This is a genomic window from Trichococcus sp. K1Tr, assembly GCF_028309625.1.
In the GTDB taxonomy this organism is placed as follows: Bacteria; Bacillota; Bacilli; order Lactobacillales; family Aerococcaceae; genus Trichococcus.
Genome location: NZ_JAQMHR010000009.1, coordinates 1 through 22,274, shown reverse-complemented (window position 1 = coordinate 22,274; position 22,274 = coordinate 1). Strand labels below are relative to the sequence as shown.

Here is a 22,274-nt window from a genome sequence, read left to right as displayed (position 1 = left end):
GCTATAGAACAAGCATATCCACCCGAGCGCCTCCCCCATAATGTTAAAGTGGTAAAATGTTAGGATGGTAAAATGGTACAGTGTTACAAAGACACAAAGTGAAGCTGAATCTGAATTAAATGAGCTAGACAAAACCACCCGTTAGCAATATACGGGTGGTTTTGATTTTAGTTGTCTGTATTCATTTTTAGGTTCTGAATGTTCAGGAAATTCTGTGTGGACTTGGCCACACCCCCGAATAAGGTTGCTTTCCGCTTGAGCGAACTGTTGACGACAGGAGTCTCGTGCGAAAATTTCCCTTTGAGATCGTTCTTGAGGATCTGGATCAACTCAGGGATTTGCGAATAAATGGAACTGTTGATCACAACCAGATCTGGTTCGTAGATCACCGCCAGATTATTGACGGCGATGCTCAAATAATGCGCATTGGTCCGGAGTGCTTTTTGGACAACAGGATCACCATTTTTGTAGCGTTCAATCACTACGGACGAATTGAGGTCCGGCAACGCAAGCATCTGTTCCAATTCGCTGTAGATGGCCTGGTGGGAAGCATATTGTTCGAGGCAACCTTCATTGCCGCAAGGGCATTTTCTGCCATCGGGGTAGAGGATACTGTGGCCGATTTCACCGGCTTTGCCTTTTTTTCCGGTCCTCAGTTTCCCATTTTCAACAATTCCGGCTCCGATGCCCGTATGGATGCTAAGGCTGACGACGCTGTCCGAAATGGATCCAAAAGTATATTCACCGAGTGCCGCCAGATTCGCTTCATTTTCCAAATATACATAAAAGGGGAAAATTTCTTCTAATTGAGCCTTCAGATCGCTTTGCAAAGCATAGTTGGGCGTAAAGATGACCTCATCCTGATTGACGAGTCCATGGATTGCAACGCAGACTCCGGTGATGCCATGCGGGGTTTCCACAGCATGTTCACTCAATTTTTCAACCATTTCCGTGATATAGGCGAGGACATTGTTTGAAGAAACTTTGATGCCTCTGATTTCGGATTCATAAAGGACCCTTCCATCGATATAGGCGATGAGCCCTTCGATGTAGTTGGGGGCGACATCCAAGGAAAGGGTCAGTGCAGCTTTTCCATTAAAAGTGAGCATGATGGGCTTCCGACCGCCGATTCTGGCTGCATCGCCGATACGGTCTTCATGAATTAACTCGTCTTCCAACAGTTTTTTGGTGATTGCGGACACGGAAGCCTTATTCAAACCGGCAAGGACGGACAATTCAGCGCGGGAAATTTCTTTCTGGCTGATGATGGCATTCAAAATAATTGCCTCATTGTTTTCACGGATCGTATATTTGCTATGAATCAATAAAACCACTCCTTCTTCCTTCGTTATCTATCATATATCTTCTGAAAGCGCTTGACAACAAAAAAATAATCGTTTATATTATGTTCATGAGTTAGTTGAGCGAACTAACCCAAAGACAAGATAACATTTTTTAGGAGGAAAAGAAATGAGTTATTTTTCAACAGTAGATAAAATCAAATATGAAGGCGTTACCACAGAAAATCCAATGGCGTTCCGCCATTACAATCCGTCAGAAGTGGTGATGGGCAAAACGATGAAGGAACATTTGCGTTTCGGTGTCGCATACTGGCACACAATGACGCAAGACGGCTCCGATCCTTTCGGAAGTCCTACGAACATCCGCACATGGGAAGGTTCCACTCCAATTGAAACCGCAAAGAACCGCGTGGAAGCTTTCTTTGAAATTTTGGAAAAACTGGATGTTGAATTCTTCTGCTTCCACGATGTCGATATCGCACCGGAAGGAAATTCACTGGAAGAATTCTTCAATAACATCGATGAAATCACGGACCTGATCAAAGAGAAGATGGATCAAACCGGCATCAAACTGTTGTGGAACACAGCAAACATGTTCTCCCACCCACGTTATGTGAACGGGGCAGCTTCCTCCAATAGCGCTGAAGTTTTTGCCTATGCGGCAGCACAAGTCAAAAAAGGCTTGGACATCAGCAAGAAATTGGGCGGCGCAAACTACGTCTTCTGGGGCGGCCGTGAAGGCTATGAGTCCTTGTTGAATACGGATATGAAATTCGAGCAGGACAACATTGCCCGCTTGTTCAAAATGGCAGTTGCTTACGGCGAGAAGATCGGCCACAAACCACAGTTCCTGATTGAACCAAAACCGATGGAGCCGTCGAAACACCAATATGACTTCGATGCGGCAACAACAATGGCCTTTATCCAAAAATATGGTTTGGAAGGCGACTTCAAACTTAACCTGGAAGCGAACCATGCGACATTGGCTGGACATACATTTGAACATGAAATGAATGTGGCCCGTTGCTACGATGCGCTTGGATCGATCGATGCCAACCAAGGCGACATGCTGTTGGGCTGGGATACAGACGAATTCCCGACTAACATCTACGATACGACATTGGCTATGTATGAAATCCTTGAAAACGGTGGGATTGCACCGGGCGGAATCAACTTCGATTCCAAAGTACGCCGCTCTTCATTCGAGATGGAAGATCTGTTATTGGCACACATTGCCGGGATGGACACTTTTGCCCGCGGATTGAAAGCTGCTGCCAAGTTGAAAGAGGAACGTTTCTTCGATGATCTGAAAGACAAACGCTATGCCAGCTACAACGAAGGTGTCGGCGCAAGAATCTTGTCTGATGAAGAAACTTTGGAATCATTGACAGAGTATTCCCTGCAAAACGGAGACATCAAACTGGAATCTAGCCATCTTGAATTCGTCAAATCACGTTTGAATGACTACTTAGTATAATCCATACAGAAGTCGTTCGGCTGATGGATGCAACAGAAGAGGAGCAGAAATTATGGCGTATGTGTTAGGAATAGACTTGGGAACAAGTTCATTGAAGGGGTTGCTGTTGGATGAGCAAGGCAAGGCAGTAGCTTCCGCCCAAAAAGAGTATCCGCTGATCCATCCGAAATCCGGCTACAGCGAGCAGGATCCGGGACAATGGATCCTGGCCTGCGAGTACGTGCTGGACAGGTTGAAGGATGAAGTAGCGGACTTCACCGAAAATTTGGAGGGAATCAGCTTCTCCGGACAGATGCATAGTTTGGTTGTGCTGGATGAAGGGAATAATGTCCTCCGCAATGCGATCCTTTGGAACGATGTCAGGACAACCAAACAGTGTGCAGAAATCATGGATACCTTCGGAGAAGAACTGCTTGCGATCACGAAAAACATCGCGTTGGAAGGATTCACTTTACCGAAAATTCTATGGATCCAGGAAAATGAGCCGGAAATCTGGGACAAGGTGCGGCATATGCTGTTGCCAAAGGATTATCTGGGATATTGGATGACCGGCACCATGCATATGGATTACTCGGATGCAGCCGGCACGCTGCTTCTGGATGCGGAAAAGAAAGAATGGTCCAAACCGATTCTTGAAAAATTCCGAATTCCTGCTGCATATCTTCCTGAATTGATCGGATCTTCGGGCACGACCGGAAACCTGCGGCCGGAACTGGCGAACCGCTTCGGCTTTGAGAAGGAAGTAAAAATCTTTGCGGGTGGGGCGGACAACGCCTGCGCTGCGATCGGCGCCGGTATCGTGAATGCTGAGACAGGCATGGCCAGCATCGGAACATCCGGTGTGTTCCTCGCATTCGAGGATTCGGCTGAGCAGGATTACCAAGGTAAACTGCACCTGTTTAACCACACGATTGAGGATGGATACTACTCGATGGGTGTCACTTTGGCGGCAGGGCACAGCCTCAACTGGTTCAAGGATACGTTCGCGCCGGACAGTACGTTCGAAGAACTGCTTGAAGGCATGGATGCCATCAAACCGGGTTCGGATGGCTTGTTGTTCACACCGTATATCGTTGGCGAACGCACACCGCATGTCGATAGCCGAATCCGCGGCAGCTTCATCGGGATGGACACGAATCACACGATCAAACATTTTGGACGAGCGGTTCTGGAAGGCATCACCTTCTCCTTGAAGGATTCGCAAGTATTGATGGAGCAAGTCGCAGGCAAAGCCTTCAAACGGATCGTTTCCGTTGGCGGAGGAGCCAAAAATCCGGATTGGCTGCAGATCCAAGCAGATGTGTTTGATGCCGAAATCACCTGTCTGGAAGTCGAACAGGGACCTGGTTTGGGTGCTGCAATGCTGGCAGCGGTCGGACTTGGCTGGTTCCCGACAGTGACTGCTTGCGCAGATGTGTTTGTTGCCTACAAAGATGTCGTCCGGCCTATTCCGGAAAACGTGGAAAAATACACAACCGTTTACGACTTATACACACAGGTGTATGGAGCGACAAAAGATTTGTCCCATGCACTAAGTACTTTGTGATACATTCTAACAGGAGGAAAACATGATTACAATTGAAGCAAATCGAATCGTCAAAAAATACGATGATGAATTATTGATTATCGAACCATGGGGCCAAAATGCACTTCGGGTGCGTTCGTTTTTGGATCAACACTTTGTTGGTCGGGAAAATGCCTTGACCGAACCGCATGACTACGACGAGCAGCTGGTTAAGACGTATTACAAAGACAACCAAGCTACCATCGTGAACGGTAAAATAAAAGCTGTCCTTGATCACCGGGATCGTTTGACGTTTTACAATGAAAAGGGTGAAGTCCTCTTAAAAGAATTCATCCGTTTGAGAGCCGTTAAGCATGACGATGGCAGCGAGGATGTTGGGACGGTCGAATTCACCAAGGACTTCAACTCAACTTTGAAATTGAAATCTCGTGAATACCGGGCCAACAACGACGGGGCGAACTTCCGGACGAAAGTCCGCTTTGAACCAAATGTACAGGAAAAAATCTATGGGATGGGTCAATACCAACAAAATTACCTAGATCTCAAGAATACTATGCTTGAATTGGCGCAACGTAATTCACAAATGTCAGTTCCATTCTACGTTTCGAGCCGGAATTATGGTTTCTTGTGGAATCATCCTGGTATAGGGAAAGTGACCTTTGCCAAGAATATGACCGAATGGGAAATGTACGGCACTGATTATATCGATTATTGGATCACAGCCGGTAATTCGCCCAAAGCCATCATGGAGCAATACACGAGCGTAACGGGGCGTGTTCCGAAAATGCCAAAAAACCTGCTCGGCTTATGGCAAAGTAAATTGCGCTACCGCACTCCGGGAGAGGTTTTGGAAGTGGTGGAAGGCTACAAACAACGTGGTATTAAGCTTTCTAGCATTGCTATTGACTATTTTCACTGGCCGAAGCAAGGGGAGTACCGTTTTGATCCCGAGTTTTGGCCGGAACCGGAAAAATTGGTCAAAACGCTCAAGGAAGAGTACCATGTCGAACCGTTGATCTCGATTTGGCCAACCGTCCAATCCGATGCCTACAACTATGAGCAGTATCTCCAAGGTGGGTATTTGATCAAAGTGAACCGCGGTGTACGCATGACGATGCAGATTCAAGGAAACACCGTCTTCATGGATACGACCAATCCAGATGCCCGTGACTATGTCTGGAACCTGATCAAGAAAAACTACAAAGACATTGGGATCGATTACTACTGGGTGGACGTGGCTGAACCGGGCTACGCTGTTTATGATTTCGAAAATTACCGCTACCATGCCGGAACGGCCGTGGAAAGTGGTAACCTGTATCCAAACGGCTACCTGAAGATGGTCTACGACGGCAATAAAGACTCAAATGAAGCAGTTGTGACTTTGGTCCGCGGTGCCTGGGCAGGCGCTCAGAAATACGGTGCTTTGGCTTGGTCTGGGGATATTGATTCCAGCTTCGAAGCCTTCCATAATCAAGTCAACTCCGGCTTGAACATGGGGATGGCCGGCATCCCGTGGTGGACGACTGACATCGGCGGCTTCCATGGCGGTAATCCGGAAGACCCGGAATTCCGCGAATTGATGGTCCGCTGGTTCCAATATAGCACGTTCTCTCCGATATTGCGCATGCATGGAGACCGTCTGCCGCACAGCAAACCGCTCTCCAATTCCGGCGGTGGCTCGATGCCGACAGGCGCACCGAATGAAATTTGGTCCTACGGCAGTGAAGTCGAAACCATCATGACAGATTACGTTGAAATAAGGGAAGGATTGAAAGACTACTTGGCGGAAACGATGACGGAAGCACATGAACACGGCTATCCGATTATGCGGACCTTGTTCTACGAATTCCCAGAGGACGAAAAAGCCTGGGAAGTCGACAATACCTATATGCTCGGTTCCGACATCCTAGTTGCACCGATCATGAACTACAAAGAAAGAGGTCGGGATGTTTACTTGCCAGGAGGCGAAAACTGGAGACACCTCTTCACAGGTGAAGAGTACGCCGGCGGAGCGACTTATTCTGTCACAGCACCGCTTGAACAAATTCCAGTCTTTATCAAAGCATCCGCCTCTAAACGTTTTGAAGCGTTGGGCGAATATGCCAAAAAGAACGGGGAATAAGGGGCAAACCGATTGGAGGAAAGAAGCCATGCTCTTTAAATCAAAAGAAGTGACAGTTTCCGAACAGGCCTTCATTGTGAAAGATCGCGATCAATGTCTGAAAGTCGAGGAATGGGGGCGAGATACCGTGCGCGTCACCTGTTATCCCGATCACAAGGGTTTCGACCCATTGCACGGAATGGAAGAATTGGAAAAGAACGGCCCGACGACAGCATCTATCACGGCGACATCGGACCGATTGACCATTACCAACAACCGATTGACCGGTGTATACGATGGGGAAAAGTTGACATTTTACAACAACGGGATAAAAATCCTGGAGGAATACACCCGGCAGCAAAGCCAATTCCGACGTACGGTAGGCATTGACGATCATATTCCGATTCCGGATGAGCCGACTTCATCGTTGAATATTTCACCGCGGGAATTTACCCACCTAGGTGAACATACCTACCAGGCGACGCTACGATTTGAAGGAGACCTGGATGAGAAACTGTACGGGATGGGTGGATACCAAGAAGAGAACCTGGATAAAAATGGTGACACCTATGAATTGTTACAACGGAACTCCCAGACGACAATTCCGTTCTATCTTTCTGATAAGCAATACGGATTCATCTGGAATAATGCGGCAATCGGAGAAGTTACGTTTGGACGCAACCAGAAAATTTGGAAGAGTAACAACACGACCGTTATCGATTACCTAGTGACTGTCGGTGAAAATCCGAAGCAGGTCATCGAAAACTATACGCAAATGACTGGCCGCACTCCTCAGGCATCGTCTGAACTGTTAGGGTTATGGCAGAGCAAGCTGCGTTACCAGACCTTGGATGAATTAAGAGCAGTTTATCAAGGCTATATTAAACGGGGCATTGCACCTTCCGTATTAGTCATCGACTATTATCATTGGACGACAGATGGCGATTTCTCTTTTGATTCCCACTATTGGGACGGCATCGAGGCATTTGCGGAAGAAATTAAAGCCACCGGCACCCAACTGATGGTGTCGCTATGGCCGACGGTAACTGAGCAAAGCCGGTACTATCTGGGCTACCGGAACAATCAACTCTTGATTCGATCGGTCACGAAGAAAGATATCCCCTTTTCTGGCAAAGCCTTGTTAGATTTCTTCCATCCAGAGACAAAAGAGCACCTGCGTCAGGTCTTAGACGAAAATTACCGGCGCAAGGGAGTTTCCTTGTTCTGGGCTGACCAAGCCGAGCCGGAAATAGATACGTACCAACACAAGGAATACCTAGTGTACGACGGAAGTTTGGAAAAATATGCCAATAAATACCCTTTTCATTACTTGCAGGCAATCCAAGCAGATCCAGAAAGAGCGAATACGGCACCAACCTTGATCCGCTCTGCATGGTTTAACTCCCAGAAATATGGGGCGTTAGCTTGGTCGGGGGATATCGAAAGTTCATTCGCTTCATTAAGAAGGCAAATCCAAATCGGTCTTAGCATGGGCATCAGTGGCATCGCCTGGTGGACGAGTGACATCGGCGGTTTCCATAGCGGGAACAGTCAGTCCCCGCGATTCAAGGAGCTGATGATCCGCTGGTTCCAGTTCGCTGTTTTCAGTCCGATTCTGCGCATGCACGGCGATCGCCAACCCCACACCCAAAAAATCGGGACTTCGGGAGGCGGAGTTCGGACAAGTGGCGGACCCAATGAAATCTGGTCTTTTGGCGAAGAAGTAGAAGGTATCTTGACGTGTTTCACGCACATCAGGACACGACTCAAGAATTACATGGCGGAGGTATATGATGAGAGCGCCAAAACGGGCTTACCTATCATGCGCAGTCTGTTCATTGAATTCCCGGACGATCCCAAAGCTTGGGAAGAAACCACTCATTATTTATTTGGCAGCGATTTATTGGTTGCCCCGGTGGTGACGGAGGGCATAACCCACATGCCGGTTTACTTGCCGAAAGGCTGTAACTGGATCCATGTTTTCACGAAAGAAGTTTACACTGGCGGCCGGACGTACAATATTGTCGTCATATTAGACACCATTCCGGTATTTTGCAAAGAAGGTGTACCCCTCGAACACGATATAGCAGAAATATTCGAAAATTGAAAAGAAGAAATAAAAAATGAGATTAGTATTAGCTCGAATTGGTGAACGACTCGTTCACGGAATCGTCGTGACACAATGGACTAGCGCGGTCAAAGTGAAACGCATTATGGTGGTGGATGATTAAGTTGCCCAAAATGAACCAAAAAATGCAGAAAAGCAGCGGCATCATACTGTTCTTCCTCTACAAGGTAGTAGGAGGTGAAATAATTCGGTTCAACTTATATAAATAAATGAAATTCTTTTTGCACATAGTTAATGTGAATTGAAACATAATAGGAGGAAGTAATCATGGAAGAACTATTTATTAAATTTTTCGAAAAACTATCACCTACGCTAGAGAAAATATCAAATCATACATGGGTTCAAGGGCTGTCTTCTGGAATGATGGCAACTTTACCACTAACCGTTTTAGGATCCTTTTCATTATTAGCCTATGTTATCCCGTTCAAACCATTAACTGATTTTGTAAGTAATTCTGGTATGCTCCCTATATTAAGTAATACAACCACTTATACTTTGGGTCTATTAGCAGTGTACATGGTAATATTCATAACAAAAAACATTGTACATTTAACATTAAGAGATGATGATGGAGTTGCAGCTGCAGTGGCAGCATTGTTCGGGTTTTTAATTTTAACACCCGGTGGTATCTTAGAAAAAAATGGTGGAGGAGCTGTCCCAGTTCAATGGTTAGGCGCTTCTGGAGCATTCTCTGCGTTAATTGTTGCAATGATTTCTTCCAAAATATTTATTGAATTTAAGCAAAGAGGATTCACAATAAAAATGCCTGAAGGCGTTCCTCCTATGGTAGCAAATGTATTTGCAGGTATTATCCCTACTTTAACTATAGGTGTACTCTTTATGTTAGTTGGATATGTATTTTCTTTAACTTCATTTGGTAGCTTACATCAAGCTGTGTATTCTTTACTACAAGCTCCAATGCAACAGCTGGGTGGTAGTCTAGGCGCAGTGTTAATTGTGTCCCTATTAGCCAATATCTTATGGTTTTTTGGAATACATGGACAAAATGTTATTATGCCATTTGTTCAACCCTTATGGATGGCTCTTGATATTCAAAACCTAGAAGCTCTAGCGGCGGGGCATACACCTCCGAATATTGCAGGATTTGCTTTTTACAGTTTAGTCAACTTTGGTGGTTATCAATTGGCGTTGATTTTCTTACTAATGAGATCGCGGAGTAAAAGATTCAGAGAGGTTGGGAAATTAACATTAGGTCCATCAATATTTGGTATTGGAGAACCAATGAATTTCGGGCTACCATTGGTTTTAAATTTTAAATTTCTTTTCCCATTCTTAACCAATAGCTTACTAATGTTGAGTTTATCGTATTTTGTTATAAAAATTGGTTTAGTTCCGCATTTTAATGGATCGGCGCATGTGTTTGGATTGCCTATTGGGTTTGGTGCGTTTTTGCAAGGTGGGGTGAGAATTTTAATTTTACAAATTGTAACTCAGATTTTACCGATATTTTTATGGTATCCATGGTTTAAGATTGCAGAAAAAGAAGCTATTGAAGAAGAAAAAGGACTCAATACCACTGAATTTGAGAGTTCTGCAGCTAATATGTAATTCCCGAATTTGACAGTTTATAAAAGAAAAAGCAGCTAAAAACCGTTATATTAAGGTTTTTAGCTGCTTTTTCGCTTTTTAAAATTGTTGTACACACACGCTACTTCCCGTACTTCCGAAGGGTCTCTAGCGGCACAAATTGATGGGGCCATTTTTTTCCAAGCAGATAATTGATTCTCAAGAAATCATCGTTATCGAAGACCTCTCAATAACCTTTGTCCAACGGACGGCATTGCGCGCTGATAAGAGCATTCTGGATTCTTTCGTCCTTCTGTAAGTACACGAGACGAGTTCGCATTTTGGAAAAAATTGACGAAAGCCATACGTGCTGTGAAATCATTGAGACAATAAGCAGTATGACAGTATTACAAGTGCCAGCCGAAGGCTACATTCCCACTTACACGAGGAATTTGGGTTCCGTACGGATACCGAAATAGTCACGCAAAATAAGATGAAAAATATTTTACAACAAACCAAAAAGAAGAAATAGTACTCATTTTCGGATGCAAAAAACCACAATTTTGCCCGTTTTATAGGTATTATTGTGGTTTTTACTGTCAAAGATGAGAGTATAAAGGGGAAAATTCATTTTGTAAATGGACTGAACCTGTCTCTTTTGAAAATTTATGATTTAGACTCCAAGGGGAAATTGAACCAACCGATGCCTATGTCAAGAAGCTTTTTTTCAAGAGTAAAGATGCACACATATTGTGATATAAAATAAAATGCCTTATACGTGATCAGTTTGTTGTATGAGGGGGGCGGAAATTCGATTCAAATGATTCAGCTTCGATTCGGAATATTGTGCGTAGGTCCGATGATGTCTCCACTCAGCGGATTTATCCGATCTGTTCCCGCCTCACTCCAGCGGGAGCCCCCAACTACTTCTTCAAACACCCAAGCATCGTAAGGCTGCATCCGCAGCCGCTTTGCAACCGCAGGCACATCCACTGTATTCGTCGACAGCAGCTGCCATTGTTTGTGGGACACCCGTGTCGGAAGGTCGATTTGGCAAGGGTTCCGGCTAAGGTTCGTGAGAACGAGGACCTGTTTTGTATCCGATTTTCGCAAATAAGCGAAGACCTGCGGATGATTTTTCAGAATCAGTTCGAAGGTACTATCGGAAAATACGGACTGATTCTTTCTCAATCGGATCAATTGCTTGTAATGGCTCAAAACGGATTGTTCATCTTTTTCCTGCTCGGCGATATTCAAATGTTCAGCGTTACTGTTCACTGCCATCCAGGGCAGCAACTCGGAAAATCCGCCGAACATCCCGCCTTCCCATTGCAGGGGCGTGCGCGAATGGTCCCGCGTCCAATGGGTGACGTTCCTTAGCGCTTCTTCCGGGGACGAGCCGCTATCCAAGAGAATGCGGTAAAGATTGTGCGAATCCTGGGCGTCGACTTGTTCCATCGACTCGAAAGCGAAGTTGGTCATGCCGATTTCCTGGCCTTGATAGATGAAGGGCGTCCCTTTCAGCAACATATACATCGTCGCAATCGCTTTGGCTGATTTGGGCGATTCATCCCCCAGAATCGAAGCGATCCTCGGATTATCATGATTCTCCACGTACAGGGCGTTCCATCCATTCGACCCCAAGTCCTTTTGCCAACGGGAAAGCACCTTTTTGAACCCCAACAGATTGAGCCGTTCCGCACCCGGCTGGCCTTCGCGCACGTTATGCTCCAACTCGAAGATCATGTTCAAATAGCCGTCCTCTTTGGTCCAATTTACCGCTTTTTTGCTGGAGACGCCGCTTGCTTCGCCGACCGTCATGATGGGGTAGGCATCAAAAATCTCCTTCAGTTCCTGCATATAGACTTCGATCCCCGAGACATTCATGAAGGGTGCCCAGGGATTGTCGGTGATTTTGAAATCCCACGGTTCTTTCTGGATATGGCTGATCGCATCCAGACGGAAGCCGTCGATGCCCAAATCCAGCCACCAACGGATCATCCGGTAGATTTCTTCCCGCACTTGCTGGTTTCTCCAATTCAGGTCGGGCTGTTCGGGTGCGAAGACATGGAAGTAGGCCTGGCCCGAACCGTCGTAAGTCCAGGTCGATCCACCGAAGAAACTTTTCCAAGCGTTCGGCATTTTATTTTCCGTGGCATCCGCCCACAGATAATAATCGCGGTACGGGTTGCTTTTGCCTTTTTTCGCTTCCAAGAACCAAGGATGCTGATCGCTTGTATGGTTCACGACCAGATCCATGATGATTTTGATGCCTGCCGCATGGGCCGTGACCAATAATTCCTCGAAGTCAGCCATCGTCCCGAAATCGGGATGGATGTCCTGGTAATCGGAAATGTCATAGCCGTTATCGACATTCGGCGAAGCGTAGACTGGATTCAGCCAAATGAAATCCACGCCCAATGACTTCAGATAGGGCAGTTTTTCGATGATCCCCTGCAGGTCGCCGATGCCGTCGTGGTTGGCATCCCGGAAACTCCGGGGGTAGATCTGATAGCCTACCGCATTTTTCCACCATCTGTTCATGTCTTCACCTTCACAACAAAAGCTTGCCAAGGTTTCAGTTGCAGCTCCTTCAAACCGGTAATCTCATCCCCGTCATTCTGGATGATGACTTCGACTATCTCGTCCTCAACCGAGAACGGTTGCGCGGCATCGGAGAAATTGGTCACGATCAGCCAACGTTCCCCCTCATATTCCCGGTAATAGCTGATGACTTCGTCGACCGTATCAACCAGCTCGAAATCGCCCCAAACGATGATCGGCTGCTCTTTGCGCAAGCGGATCAGTTTTTGGTAGGTATAAAAGATCGAATCCGGGTCCGCCAATACAGCTTCCGCATTGATGACCGGATAATTCTCATTCACGCCGATCCAAGGCGTGCCTGCCGTGAAGCCGCCGTTCGAGGAAGCGTCCCATTGCATCGGGCGGCGGGCATTGTCGCGGCCTTTCGCGTTGATCGAAGCCAGGATCTCCGCCTCGGAATAGCCTTTCGCCAAGCGCTCGCGGTACATATTGATCGTTTCGATGTCCCTTGCTTCCGTAATGGATGTGATCGGCGTGTTGGTCATGCCGATTTCTTCGCCTTGATAGATGTAGGGCGTGCCTTTCATCATGTGCAGCAGGATCGCCAGCATTTTGGCGCATTCCGAACGGTACGTCTGGTCATTGCCCCAGCGCGAAAGCATCCGTGGCAAATCATGGTTGTTCCAGAACAAGGAGTTCCAGCCGTCGTGCCCGAGTTCCGTTTGCCATTTCGTCAGAATCCGTTTCAGTTCGGCCACCCGCATAGGCTGCAGATCCCATTTTTCGCCGTCCGGTTTTTGGTCCAAGCCGATGTGTTCGAATTGGAAAACCATGGACAGCTCCTTGCGTTCAGGAGCGGAATACAATTTGGCGATTTCGGGGGTCGCTCCCCAAGTTTCGCCGACGGTCAGCAGATCGTGGTTGCCGAAAGTCGCTTGCTGCATTTCCTGCAGGAATTCATGCAGCTGTGGGCCGTTTCCGGTGATTCCCTTTTCGGGGATTTTCCCGATCAGGTCGATGACATCCATGCGGAAGCCGCCGATGCCTTTGTCGATCCAGCTGTTCATCATCGCGTAGATTTCCTGGCGCATCTTTTGGTTCTGCCAGTTCAGGTCCGGCTGTTTTTTGCTGAAAAGATGCAAGTAATATTGACCGCTCGCCGCATCCCATTCCCAGGCCGGGCCGGAGAAGGCTGAGCCCAATCCATTCGGCACGCCGCCATCTGCGGCAGGATCTGCCCAGACATAATAGTCGCGGTACGGATTATCTTTGCCTTTTTTGGCTTCGACAAACCAAGCGTGTTCGTCCGAAGTATGATTGACCACCAGATCCATCACCACTTTGATGTTGCGCTTGTCGGCTTCCGCGATAAAATGCTCCATCTCTGCCATCGTGCCGAATTCATCAAGAATGGCTTCGTAATCGGAAATGTCGTACCCGTTGTCGTCGTTCGGCGACTGGTAGACAGGCGAAAGCCAAATCGCCCCGATCCCCAATTTTTCCAGGTAGTCCAATTTTTCGGTCATACCAGCGATATCGCCGATACCATCGCCGTTGCTGTCTTTGAAGCTCCGCGGATAGATTTGATAAACGACAACCTCTTGCCACCAATGTTTTTCCATGCTGCAACCTCATCCCTTATTCATTTCAGAAAATTTATTTTCGCATCTATCCGCCGCAACGGGCAGGGATTATTCTTTCATCAACACAAAACCTTTGCGTTCCAATTCGACCGATCCATCCGACACATCCGCAAGGTTCGAGAACAAAGCCTCCCCGATCAGCTCGACCCGTGCTGTATGTTCGCCGGTATTGAAGGCACCGCGGATGACCTCGCCGCCCAGCATGCGCTCCAAAATGATCACGCCCGATTCTTCGGACACTTGGCGCCAATAAACGGTGCCTTCCGAAAGGATCCTTTGCTGCTCTTTGCGGATGCCATTCAGTTGTTTCACGAATCGATGCAGATTGCGGTCCTGCTTTTCCTCTTCCCAGACCATGCACTTGCGGCAATCCGGGTCCATTCCGCCGGTCAAGCCGATTTCATCTCCATAGTAGATGCAAGGCACGCCGGGCTGGATATAAGTAAAGGCCATCGCTTGCTTCATGATGTCTTTGTCCTCGTTGGCTTCCGTCAACAGGCGCGGCGTGTCATGGGAATCCAGAATATTGAACTGCATCTGGTTCGTCTGATCACGGTAGAGCATCAGTTGGTTGTTCATTTCCGACACCATTTTACTTAATGATAGTTCATTCTTCACGAAATAGCCCATGATTGCGTCGGTGAAGGCGTAGTTCATGACGGCATGGAATTCGTCGCCCTGCAGCCAGTTTTGGGAAGAGTGCCAAATCTCGCCGAGAATGTAGAAATCTTTTTTGGCTTCATCGCAGATGATCCGGAATTTTTTCCAGAAAGCGTGGTCGACTTCGTTCGCGACATCCAAACGCCAGGCGTCGATATCGAAAGCCTCGATCCAATAGCGAGCGATGTTCAGCAGATAGTCCTGCACTTCCGGGTTGGCCGTATTCAATTTCGGCATATGCGGGTTAGCGGCAAAGACATCGTAGGTGATGTCATAAGCATCCTCAAAGTTTTCGCCTCGTTTGTACGAAGCCGGGAACTCATTGATGTGGAACCAATCGACATATTTCGAATCTTCCCCATTTTTAAGCACGTCCTGCCATTGCGGAGAAGAATCGCCGATATGGTTAAAGACGGCATCCAACATGACTTTTATGCCGCGCCTGTGGCATTCGTCCACGAGTTTTTTGAACGTTTCGGCATCGCCGAAGGCCGGATCGATTTTCAGGTAATCGATCGTGTCGTACTTGTGGTTGGAAGAAGCTTCAAAAATCGGGCAGAAATATATCCCGTTGATTCCCAGGTCCTCCAAATAATCAAGCTTGTCGATGACCCCCTGCAGGTCGCCGCCGAAGAAGTTCTGTCTGTTCGGGTCTTCCGAGCCCCAAGCCAGCGTGCCTTCCGGATCGTTGTTAGGATCCCCGTTGGCGAAACGCTCCGGGAAAATCTGATACCAAATGGTTTCTTTGACCCATTCAGGTGTTTTGTAGCGATCGACTTCATGGAAGAAGGGCATCCGGAAGTAATTATTCGGCATCCGCAAATACTCCTCTTCTAATGGGTAAACACCGTGATCGCCATAGAAGACGGAGATTCCGTCATGGCCGGTTAAGGCGAACGCATAGGATAAGCGTTTTAAAGGTGCGTTCACTTGCACAAACCAGTAATCGTAAAGATCGGTGGAAAGTGTTTTGATCATCTGAAGCGGTTTGCGGAACCACTCCTCTTTGTCCAAAAAATAAGGGTCCCCGTAAAGCAACCCCATCTCTCTAACGTCTCCGCGAGCGGTACGCAAACGGACATGCATCGTTTCTGGGTCATATAGATAGGCAAACTCGCTTTCGGGACGATGGTAAAGTGCTGAAGTGTTCATAGTAGTATCGGCTCCTTTTCACTCTTTGTTTTCCCACATTGTGGCACATTGCATAATCGGTTGCAAGAACTTTTAGCAATCGGTTGCATTTTATTTTTTTGGTTGAGAATTATGTGCATTGGCTCGCGGACTATTAAAAAACCTTGGTATACATATGTAATTAAACTTTTCACAATCGATCTGACTCATCAAAAAAATAAACCGTTTTCTTTTTATGAGAAATAACGCTTGACTATTTAAGCAATCGGTTGCATAATCAGACTTGTAAAGGAAATTCATTTCAAGGGGGACAAGTAAGTGAAGACGAATTGGAAAAAATATTTTGGAAGCGGTTTAATATTGGGGGCATCTGCTTTAATCTTGGGCGCATGCGGCGGCACAGCTGATACAAGCGACACAGGTTCGGCTGAGAACACATCCGGGGAAGTCGTCGTAGAAGGCGATGTTAAATTGTGGGTGGACACGGATCACGTGGAAGTCTTCAAAGGAATCGTAGCAGACTTCGAAAAAGAATTCCCAGAAGTTACGGTTGAAGTGGCAGCAGGAAGCTCAGCGGATGCGAAAAAAGATGTCTCGAAAGATCCAAAAGCAGCTGCCGATGTTTTCATGATGCCGCATGACCAGGTCGGTCAAATGGCTGAAGCGGGTCTGTTGTACCCGAACACAAAATACGCAGATGAAGTAAAAGCAAACAACGTGGAATCGGCTGTTGAAGGCGTAACGTGGAACGATGAGCTTTACGGCTACCCATACGGCGTTGAATCGCAAGTTCTCTACTATAACAAAGCGAAACTTACTGAAGACGATGTGAAGAGCTGGACGACATTGTCTGAAAAAGGCAAAATCGGCACAAACTTTGCTGAAGCCGGAGCCAACTATATCTTTGGGCCGCTGTTCATGAGTAACGGTCTTTACTTGTACGGTGAAAACGGTGAAGATCCAAGCGGAACCAATTTCAATAGCGAAAAAGGTGCTGAAGTACTTGCCTGGATTGCAGCTCAAAAGAACAATCCAGGCGTGATCCAATCTGGTGCTGAAGCTTTGGCTAACTTGGAAGCAGGCGTTTCGGACGCATTCCTTTCCGGTCCTTGGTCGAAAAATGATGTCATCAAAGCCTTGGGCGAGAACATGGGCGTTGCGGCTTACCCGACAGTCGATTTCGGCAGCGGCGAAGTTCAGATGAAAGCTTTCTTGGGCGTCAAATTGTTTGCCGTAAACCAACAGACAGATGCGCCTTTGGCATCCATGGCTTTGGCTAACTACCTTTCCAATGAAACTTCCCAATTGACTGAATTCCAGGAAATGGGCGTCATCCCATCTAACAAAGTCGTTCAAGAAACAGCGGAAGTGCAAGAAGATGTTGTGGCGAAAGCGGTCATGGAAATGTCCCAATCCACTCATTCAGTCGTAATGCCTAAAGTTCCGGAAATCGTTTCATTCTGGCCAGCAATGGATGCCATCATCAATGATGCATACAAAGGCAACATCACAGAATCCGAGTACATGGAAAAACTGGACAAATTGGTCAGCGACACTTCCAAAGTAACAGAACCTGAAGAAGAAAAAGAATAAAGCAAGAAAAGCGGAACGGGTTCGTTCAGCCCTGAAAGAAATTTAGGAAATCGTGCCGACTGAGCATCGAAGAGCGCAATAGGTACGATTTATCTAATTTCCGAAGGGCTAACCCGTGAAGCTAGCCAACAATATATATCACGCAGAGAGGGCGAAAGATCACGCATCTTTCGTCCCTCTTATTTAAATCATGAAAGTGAGTGGGGAAGCCATGTTCAAGAAAAAAAGTTACGGCCAGCAGATGACCTTTCGGGAATTGTTCAAAGAAGGGGACGTCGCAACAAAACTTTCCTTTGTTGTCATGGGAGCTGCCAATCTTGCCAATAAACAATATTTAAAGGGTTTGATTTTCCTGTTTTCGCAGATTGCCTTCTTCTATTGGCTGATCCGCAATGGACTGCGGGCGCTATCTATGTTGGCGACGTTGGGTACTCAGGGGCAAGGGCTCGTTTTTGACGAACGCTTAGGGATTGAAGTGCTGCAAGAGGGCGACAACTCGATGTTACTGCTATTATTCGGGATTGCTGCCATTGTGATTTGTTTGCTCCTTGTTGGTTTGTACGTCATCAATCTGAAAAGCGCAAGGAATATCCATGAACTGAAGAAAGCAGGAAAAAAAATCCCGAGCACGATGGATGATTTGGCGAGTTTGTTGAATGAACGATTCCATGCCACCTTGATGACGATTCCGTTGTTGGGCGTACTTTTGTTCACGGTCCTGCCGCTGCTCTACATGATTTCGATCGCCTTCACGAACTATGACCACACGCATCTGCCGCCGAAAAACCTTTTTACCTGGGTCGGCTTTGTAAACTTCGGTAACGTCATTTCCGGAAATATGGCAGACACCTTCTTCCCGGTCTTGGGCTGGACGCTGATTTGGGCGACGTTGGCAACAGTCACTTGCTTTTTCTTCGGCATCCTGCTGGCACTTTTGATCAATACTAAAGGCCTGAAATTCAAAGGCGTTTGGCGCACAATTTTCGTCACCACGATGGCCGTTCCGCAGTTTATTTCACTGTTGGTGATGCGTAATCTCTTGAATGGCGCGGGTCCCATCAACGCGACATTGTTGAACTTGGGCCTGATCGATTCAGCCATTCCATTTTTGACAGATCCGATTTGGGCAAAAATTACCGTCATTGTCGTCAACATGTGGATCGGGATTCCGGCAACGATGCTGGTTTCGACGGGGATCATCCAAAACCTGCCGACGGATCAGATCGAAGCGGCCCGGATCGATGGCGCTAACAAACTGCAGATTTTCAGGAACATCACTTTCCCGCAAATTCTGTTCGTGATGATGCCTGCGTTGATCCAACAGTTCATCGGCAACATCAACAACTTCAACGTCATTTTCCTGTTGACCGGAGGCGGACCTTCGAACTCCGACTTTTACGGCGCGGGTTCGACGGACTTGTTGGTTACGTGGCTGTACAACTTGACGGTCAATACGATGGACTACAATTTGGCATCCGTCATCGGTATCCTGATCTTCATCCTGTCCGCAGTGTTCAGTCTGCTGGCTTACACAAGAACGAATTCATTCAAGGAGGGCTAAAAAAATGGCAAAAGCAAAGAAAACAACAGGATACAAAGCGCAACGGCGGTCTTCGCTGGCTACAGTCTATGCCATCCTGGCTGTTCTGTCGGTCATTTGGCTATTCCCTATCGTATGGATCGTTTTGACCAGCTTCCGAGCAGAAGGCGGCGCGTTCGTTCCGTACATTATTCCAAAATCATTCACGTTGGATAACTACAGAATTCTTTTGCAGAACACAACCGGAAATTATCCGTTTGTGCGCTGGTTCCTGAACACGTTGTTTGTTTCCGTCATCAGTTGCATTCTGTCGACTTTCATCACAATCGCAATGGCGTACGCACTGTCGCGCCTGCGCTTCAAGATGCGGAAACCGTTCCTGAAAGTCGCGTTGGTCCTGAACATGTTCCCCGGATTCATGAGCATGATCGCCGTGTACTACATCCTGAAAGCCCTGAATCTGACGGAAAGCCTGCTTGCTTTGATTCTGGTCTATTCCGCCGGCTCGGCGCTAGGCTTCTACATCGCCAAAGGATTCTTCGATACGATCCCGATGGCATTGGATGAATCGGCCATGATCGACGGTGCCAACAAGTGGGAGATCTTCACAAAAATCACACTGCCGTTGTCCAAACCGATCATCGTGTACACGTCCTTGCTGGCTTTCATGGGACCATGGATGGATTTTATCTTCGCAAAAATCATCATGGGCGACAACATCCCGAACTACACGATCGCGATTGGGCTGTTCACGATGATGACCCGCACAACCGCGAACTCGCTGTTCATGGCCTTCACCGCAGGCTGTGTGCTGATTGCCATCCCGATCACGATTCTGTTCATCTTCATGCAACGCTTCTATGTGGAAGGTGTGACTTCCGGATCGGTTAAAGGATAAGAATATATGCTGAAAAAGCCCAAAAGGCGCTCTTGATTGAGCGCCTTTTGAGCTTTTCTGTGCGTTCAATCAATATTCCGACTTATGTTCCTCAGTTCACGATCGCCAAGCCCTTAATGATTTGAGACAACGCGTCATTGATCGTAGTTGCTGGACCGACAAGCATTTTGTCTCCAACCGCAGAAATAAGTAGGATGCGATCGAATGCCCTACTTTCTCAGACAATCAAGTAGGGTGTCAGAAGTTCGCGAACAGAGTGGTGTGATTCTCCGATAATTTGCCTGAAATATCAAATTTTCCGTTTTATGAATCTAGATAAATGAAAAAAGTAACACCTCAGTAATTTATTAGAGAGAGAATACTTTATATTCTAATGTCTATTTAAGGTGTACCCAAATTAGACACATGCCAAACATTGATTTTATTGCATTAATCGTACCGATTATAAGTGTATAATAAATACTGTGACAAAATGAGTAAAGGTAGATGAAAATCGGGTATGCGCACATGTAAATCCCGTATCCAAATCAGGATCGGTAAATTGAATCCCTATGATTTACAATATAATCATGAATAAATTGCAGCAAGATGAGCCAATCAAGAAGGTTGCAAATGCCAAAGGAATGACAAGAGGTATAGTTTATCGAATCAAAAAAAGAGCTTGTCAGCAATTATAAGAATAAGAAAGGATAATAAGTACAATGGATATTTCATTTTTAACATATGCAAGTGACATTCTGGCTGAAACAGATAGTGGTTTAACAGGCTCTAAGATTATTTCTTATTTTACTGGATATGCAGTCGATTTTAATAAGTCATTAACTTACGACAATTATCCCTTCCATTCCAGTAAAATGGTTTCAAAAAGACAAGCTTTTAAAAGTAACCTTTTATGCTTCTCTGAAGAACAGCAATACAAAATAATAATTGATCTAGCTTCCTTACCCACATTCAGAGAAAATGAAAATGCCCATGAGTTGAAAATGAAATTGGTAGAAAGGTATGGATATCTTTCTACTAGTAAGCTGGAAGACTCAGAGCTAATCATAAATACCAGACATTGGCTAGAAGACTATCCAACCTCACTAAATTTCTATAATGCAGCATTACTAAAGTATGAAAATGGTTTTGAATATAGAAACTCATTAGATGAAATGAGATTAGCCTTTGAAACCTTGTTAAAAGAAGTATTAGGCAATAATAAGAGCCTGGAGAACCAACTTAATGAGTTAGGGAGATTGCTAAAAAGTAGCGGAATTACTCCTGAACTCAGAAATACTATTACGACGTTGATTGATTACTACACTAAGTTCCAAAATCAATATATCAAACATACTAGGGAAGTAGTGACTAATGAAATAGAAGCTGAGGTTATCATTGAGCTCACAAGTATTTTAATGAAGTTTATAATTAAAAATCATGTGGAAATAAATTTATAAGAATTACTATAATTATACAAGTGGTATTTGCGGTAAGCTACTTCGCATTTAGTGATACATTTCTTTAACGAGTCTGGTAAAACTTATTGCAGAGGTGGTACATTTAAATTTTAGTTTTATATCATAAATATAAGGAGGATCTATATTGGAAGAACTTTCTAAAGAAAAAAAGCTTCTAAATTTACTAAATGATATGGAAGAGATTGAAGATAAGCTATCTGAATGGCTAGATGAAACGAACATATTTCAAATACTTAAATTATCAAGATCGGAAATCAGACACAGCAGTTTTTTAGCATACTTGCTATCCCCTAATGAAAGTCATAAATGGCAGGATAAGTTTTTCAAATCTCTACTTAAAACAGTAATCGAAGAAAATGATAGACAGAATGATTCGTTTGATTATTTTGATTTAGTGCTGAATGACTACAATGATTTGATGATTTATAGAGAACATAAAAACATAGATATTTTTTTAGTATCAGAGAATAATAAAGTAGTCATGGCTATTGAAAATAAAATTGGTGTCAACACCGGTTCAAAAATGTTGTTTTTCACCGGTTTAAAAAATGTCGTTTTTCAGCGGTAAGACGATGTTGTTTTTCACCGGCTTCTGCCGAAAAACAACGGGGGACTGTCTTTTTTCACCGGTCGATCACGGAGGATCGTCCGGTGTTTTTTTCTTGGAACGCTGCTCGCGTTCCAGCTTGTAGTCTTTCATGCGATATGAGTTTCCGGTGATCTGGAATACTCTGGAATGGTGGATC

13 protein-coding genes and 2 pseudogenes are annotated in these 22,274 nt (G+C 45.8%); 11 read left to right on the top strand and 4 right to left on the bottom strand.

The features are described from left to right. Nucleotides 1-167: 167 nt before the first annotated feature. Entirely contained in the window at nt 168-1,325 is a 1,158-nt protein-coding gene (locus tag PH235_RS12255) for an ROK family transcriptional regulator (RefSeq protein WP_272162621.1), read from the bottom strand. 145 nt (nt 1,326-1,470) lie between these two features. Between PH235_RS12255 and xylA the strand changes: the two genes are divergently transcribed. The 6 genes and pseudogenes from xylA to PH235_RS12225 all read left to right on the top strand — a co-directional run bounded on the left by xylA (nt 1,471) and on the right by PH235_RS12225 (nt 10,101). Then, the gene (gene xylA / locus PH235_RS12250; RefSeq protein WP_272162620.1) at nt 1,471-2,778 is read left to right on the top strand and encodes a xylose isomerase; all 1,308 of its coding nucleotides are present in this window, start codon (nt 1,471-1,473) and stop codon (nt 2,776-2,778) included. A gap of 52 nt (nt 2,779-2,830) precedes the next feature. After that, nucleotides 2,831-4,324 (top strand): xylulokinase, encoded by a 1,494-nt coding sequence (gene xylB / locus PH235_RS12245; protein WP_272162619.1) that lies wholly within the window; start codon nt 2,831-2,833, stop codon nt 4,322-4,324. Between the two features lie 22 nt (nt 4,325-4,346). Then, entirely contained in the window at nt 4,347-6,425 is a 2,079-nt protein-coding gene (locus tag PH235_RS12240; protein ID WP_272162618.1) for a glycoside hydrolase family 31 protein, read from the top strand. Between the two features lie 28 nt (nt 6,426-6,453). After that, entirely contained in the window at nt 6,454-8,511 is a 2,058-nt protein-coding gene (locus PH235_RS12235) for a glycoside hydrolase family 31 protein (protein ID WP_272162617.1), read from the top strand. Nucleotides 8,512-8,527: 16 nt separating this feature from the next. Continuing rightward, nucleotides 8,528-8,632: pseudogene (locus tag PH235_RS12230) on the top strand (PTS sugar transporter subunit IIB); the annotation flags it as partial. Nucleotides 8,633-8,799: 167 nt separating this feature from the next. Beyond that, nucleotides 8,800-10,101, top strand: coding sequence for a PTS sugar transporter subunit IIC (locus tag PH235_RS12225; protein ID WP_272162615.1), 1,302 nt, complete (start codon nt 8,800-8,802; stop codon nt 10,099-10,101). An 888-nt stretch (nt 10,102-10,989) separates the two neighbouring features. On the opposite strand, the pseudogene PH235_RS12220 reads toward PH235_RS12225, so the two are convergent. The 3 genes and pseudogenes from PH235_RS12220 to PH235_RS12210 form a co-directional block, all read right to left on the bottom strand. Further along, nucleotides 10,990-12,603 (bottom strand): annotated as a pseudogene (locus PH235_RS12220) (glycoside hydrolase family 13 protein); the annotation flags it as partial. Then, nucleotides 12,600-14,225: a glycoside hydrolase family 13 protein gene (locus tag PH235_RS12215; RefSeq protein WP_272162613.1), complete on the bottom strand. Its 1,626-nt coding sequence runs from the start codon at nt 14,223-14,225 to the stop codon at nt 12,600-12,602. The gene PH235_RS12215 and the pseudogene PH235_RS12220, both read right to left, overlap by 4 nt. 69 nt (nt 14,226-14,294) lie before the next feature. Further along, complete coding sequence (locus tag PH235_RS12210; protein WP_272162612.1) at nt 14,295-16,058, bottom strand: glycoside hydrolase family 13 protein; 1,764 nt, start codon at nt 16,056-16,058, stop codon at nt 14,295-14,297. A gap of 297 nt (nt 16,059-16,355) precedes the next feature. Between PH235_RS12210 and PH235_RS12205 the strand changes: the two genes are divergently transcribed. From PH235_RS12205 to PH235_RS12185, 5 genes are all read left to right on the top strand, one after another. Next, nucleotides 16,356-17,630 (top strand): extracellular solute-binding protein, encoded by a 1,275-nt coding sequence (locus tag PH235_RS12205; protein WP_272162611.1) that lies wholly within the window; start codon nt 16,356-16,358, stop codon nt 17,628-17,630. A gap of 211 nt (nt 17,631-17,841) precedes the next feature. After that, nucleotides 17,842-19,191 carry a carbohydrate ABC transporter permease gene (locus PH235_RS12200; RefSeq protein ID WP_272162610.1) on the top strand — a complete coding sequence of 450 codons (1,350 nt, stop codon included), beginning with the start codon at nt 17,842-17,844 and terminating at the stop codon, nt 19,189-19,191. A 4-nt stretch (nt 19,192-19,195) separates the two neighbouring features. Continuing rightward, nucleotides 19,196-20,068: a sugar ABC transporter permease gene (locus tag PH235_RS12195; protein WP_086989989.1), complete on the top strand. Its 873-nt coding sequence runs from the start codon at nt 19,196-19,198 to the stop codon at nt 20,066-20,068. Between the two features lie 701 nt (nt 20,069-20,769). After that, a complete protein-coding gene (locus tag PH235_RS12190) occupies nt 20,770-21,507 on the top strand; it encodes a hypothetical protein (protein WP_272162609.1) in 738 nt (245 codons plus the stop codon). Nucleotides 21,508-21,652: 145 nt separating this feature from the next. Next, entirely contained in the window at nt 21,653-22,096 is a 444-nt protein-coding gene (locus PH235_RS12185; RefSeq protein ID WP_272162608.1) for a PD-(D/E)XK nuclease family protein, read from the top strand. Nucleotides 22,097-22,274 lie beyond the last annotated feature (178 nt).

What these genes read in the sequence shown, in the direction of transcription:
- xylA (WP_272162620.1), top strand. Translation starts at nt 1,471, where the DNA reads ATGAGTTATTTTTCAACAGTAGATAAAATCAAATATGAAGGCGTTACC.
- xylB (WP_272162619.1), top strand. Translation starts at nt 2,831, where the DNA reads ATGGCGTATGTGTTAGGAATAGACTTGGGAACAAGTTCATTGAAGGGG.
- PH235_RS12240 (WP_272162618.1), top strand. Translation starts at nt 4,347, where the DNA reads ATGATTACAATTGAAGCAAATCGAATCGTCAAAAAATACGATGATGAA.
- PH235_RS12235 (WP_272162617.1), top strand. Translation starts at nt 6,454, where the DNA reads ATGCTCTTTAAATCAAAAGAAGTGACAGTTTCCGAACAGGCCTTCATT.
- PH235_RS12225 (WP_272162615.1), top strand. Translation starts at nt 8,800, where the DNA reads ATGGAAGAACTATTTATTAAATTTTTCGAAAAACTATCACCTACGCTA.
- PH235_RS12215 (WP_272162613.1), bottom strand. Translation starts at nt 14,225, where the DNA reads ATGGAAAAACATTGGTGGCAAGAGGTTGTCGTTTATCAAATCTATCCG.
- PH235_RS12210 (WP_272162612.1), bottom strand. Translation starts at nt 16,058, where the DNA reads ATGAACACTTCAGCACTTTACCATCGTCCCGAAAGCGAGTTTGCCTAT.
- PH235_RS12200 (WP_272162610.1), top strand. Translation starts at nt 17,842, where the DNA reads ATGTTCAAGAAAAAAAGTTACGGCCAGCAGATGACCTTTCGGGAATTG.
- PH235_RS12195 (WP_086989989.1), top strand. Translation starts at nt 19,196, where the DNA reads ATGGCAAAAGCAAAGAAAACAACAGGATACAAAGCGCAACGGCGGTCT.
- PH235_RS12190 (WP_272162609.1), top strand. Translation starts at nt 20,770, where the DNA reads ATGGATATTTCATTTTTAACATATGCAAGTGACATTCTGGCTGAAACA.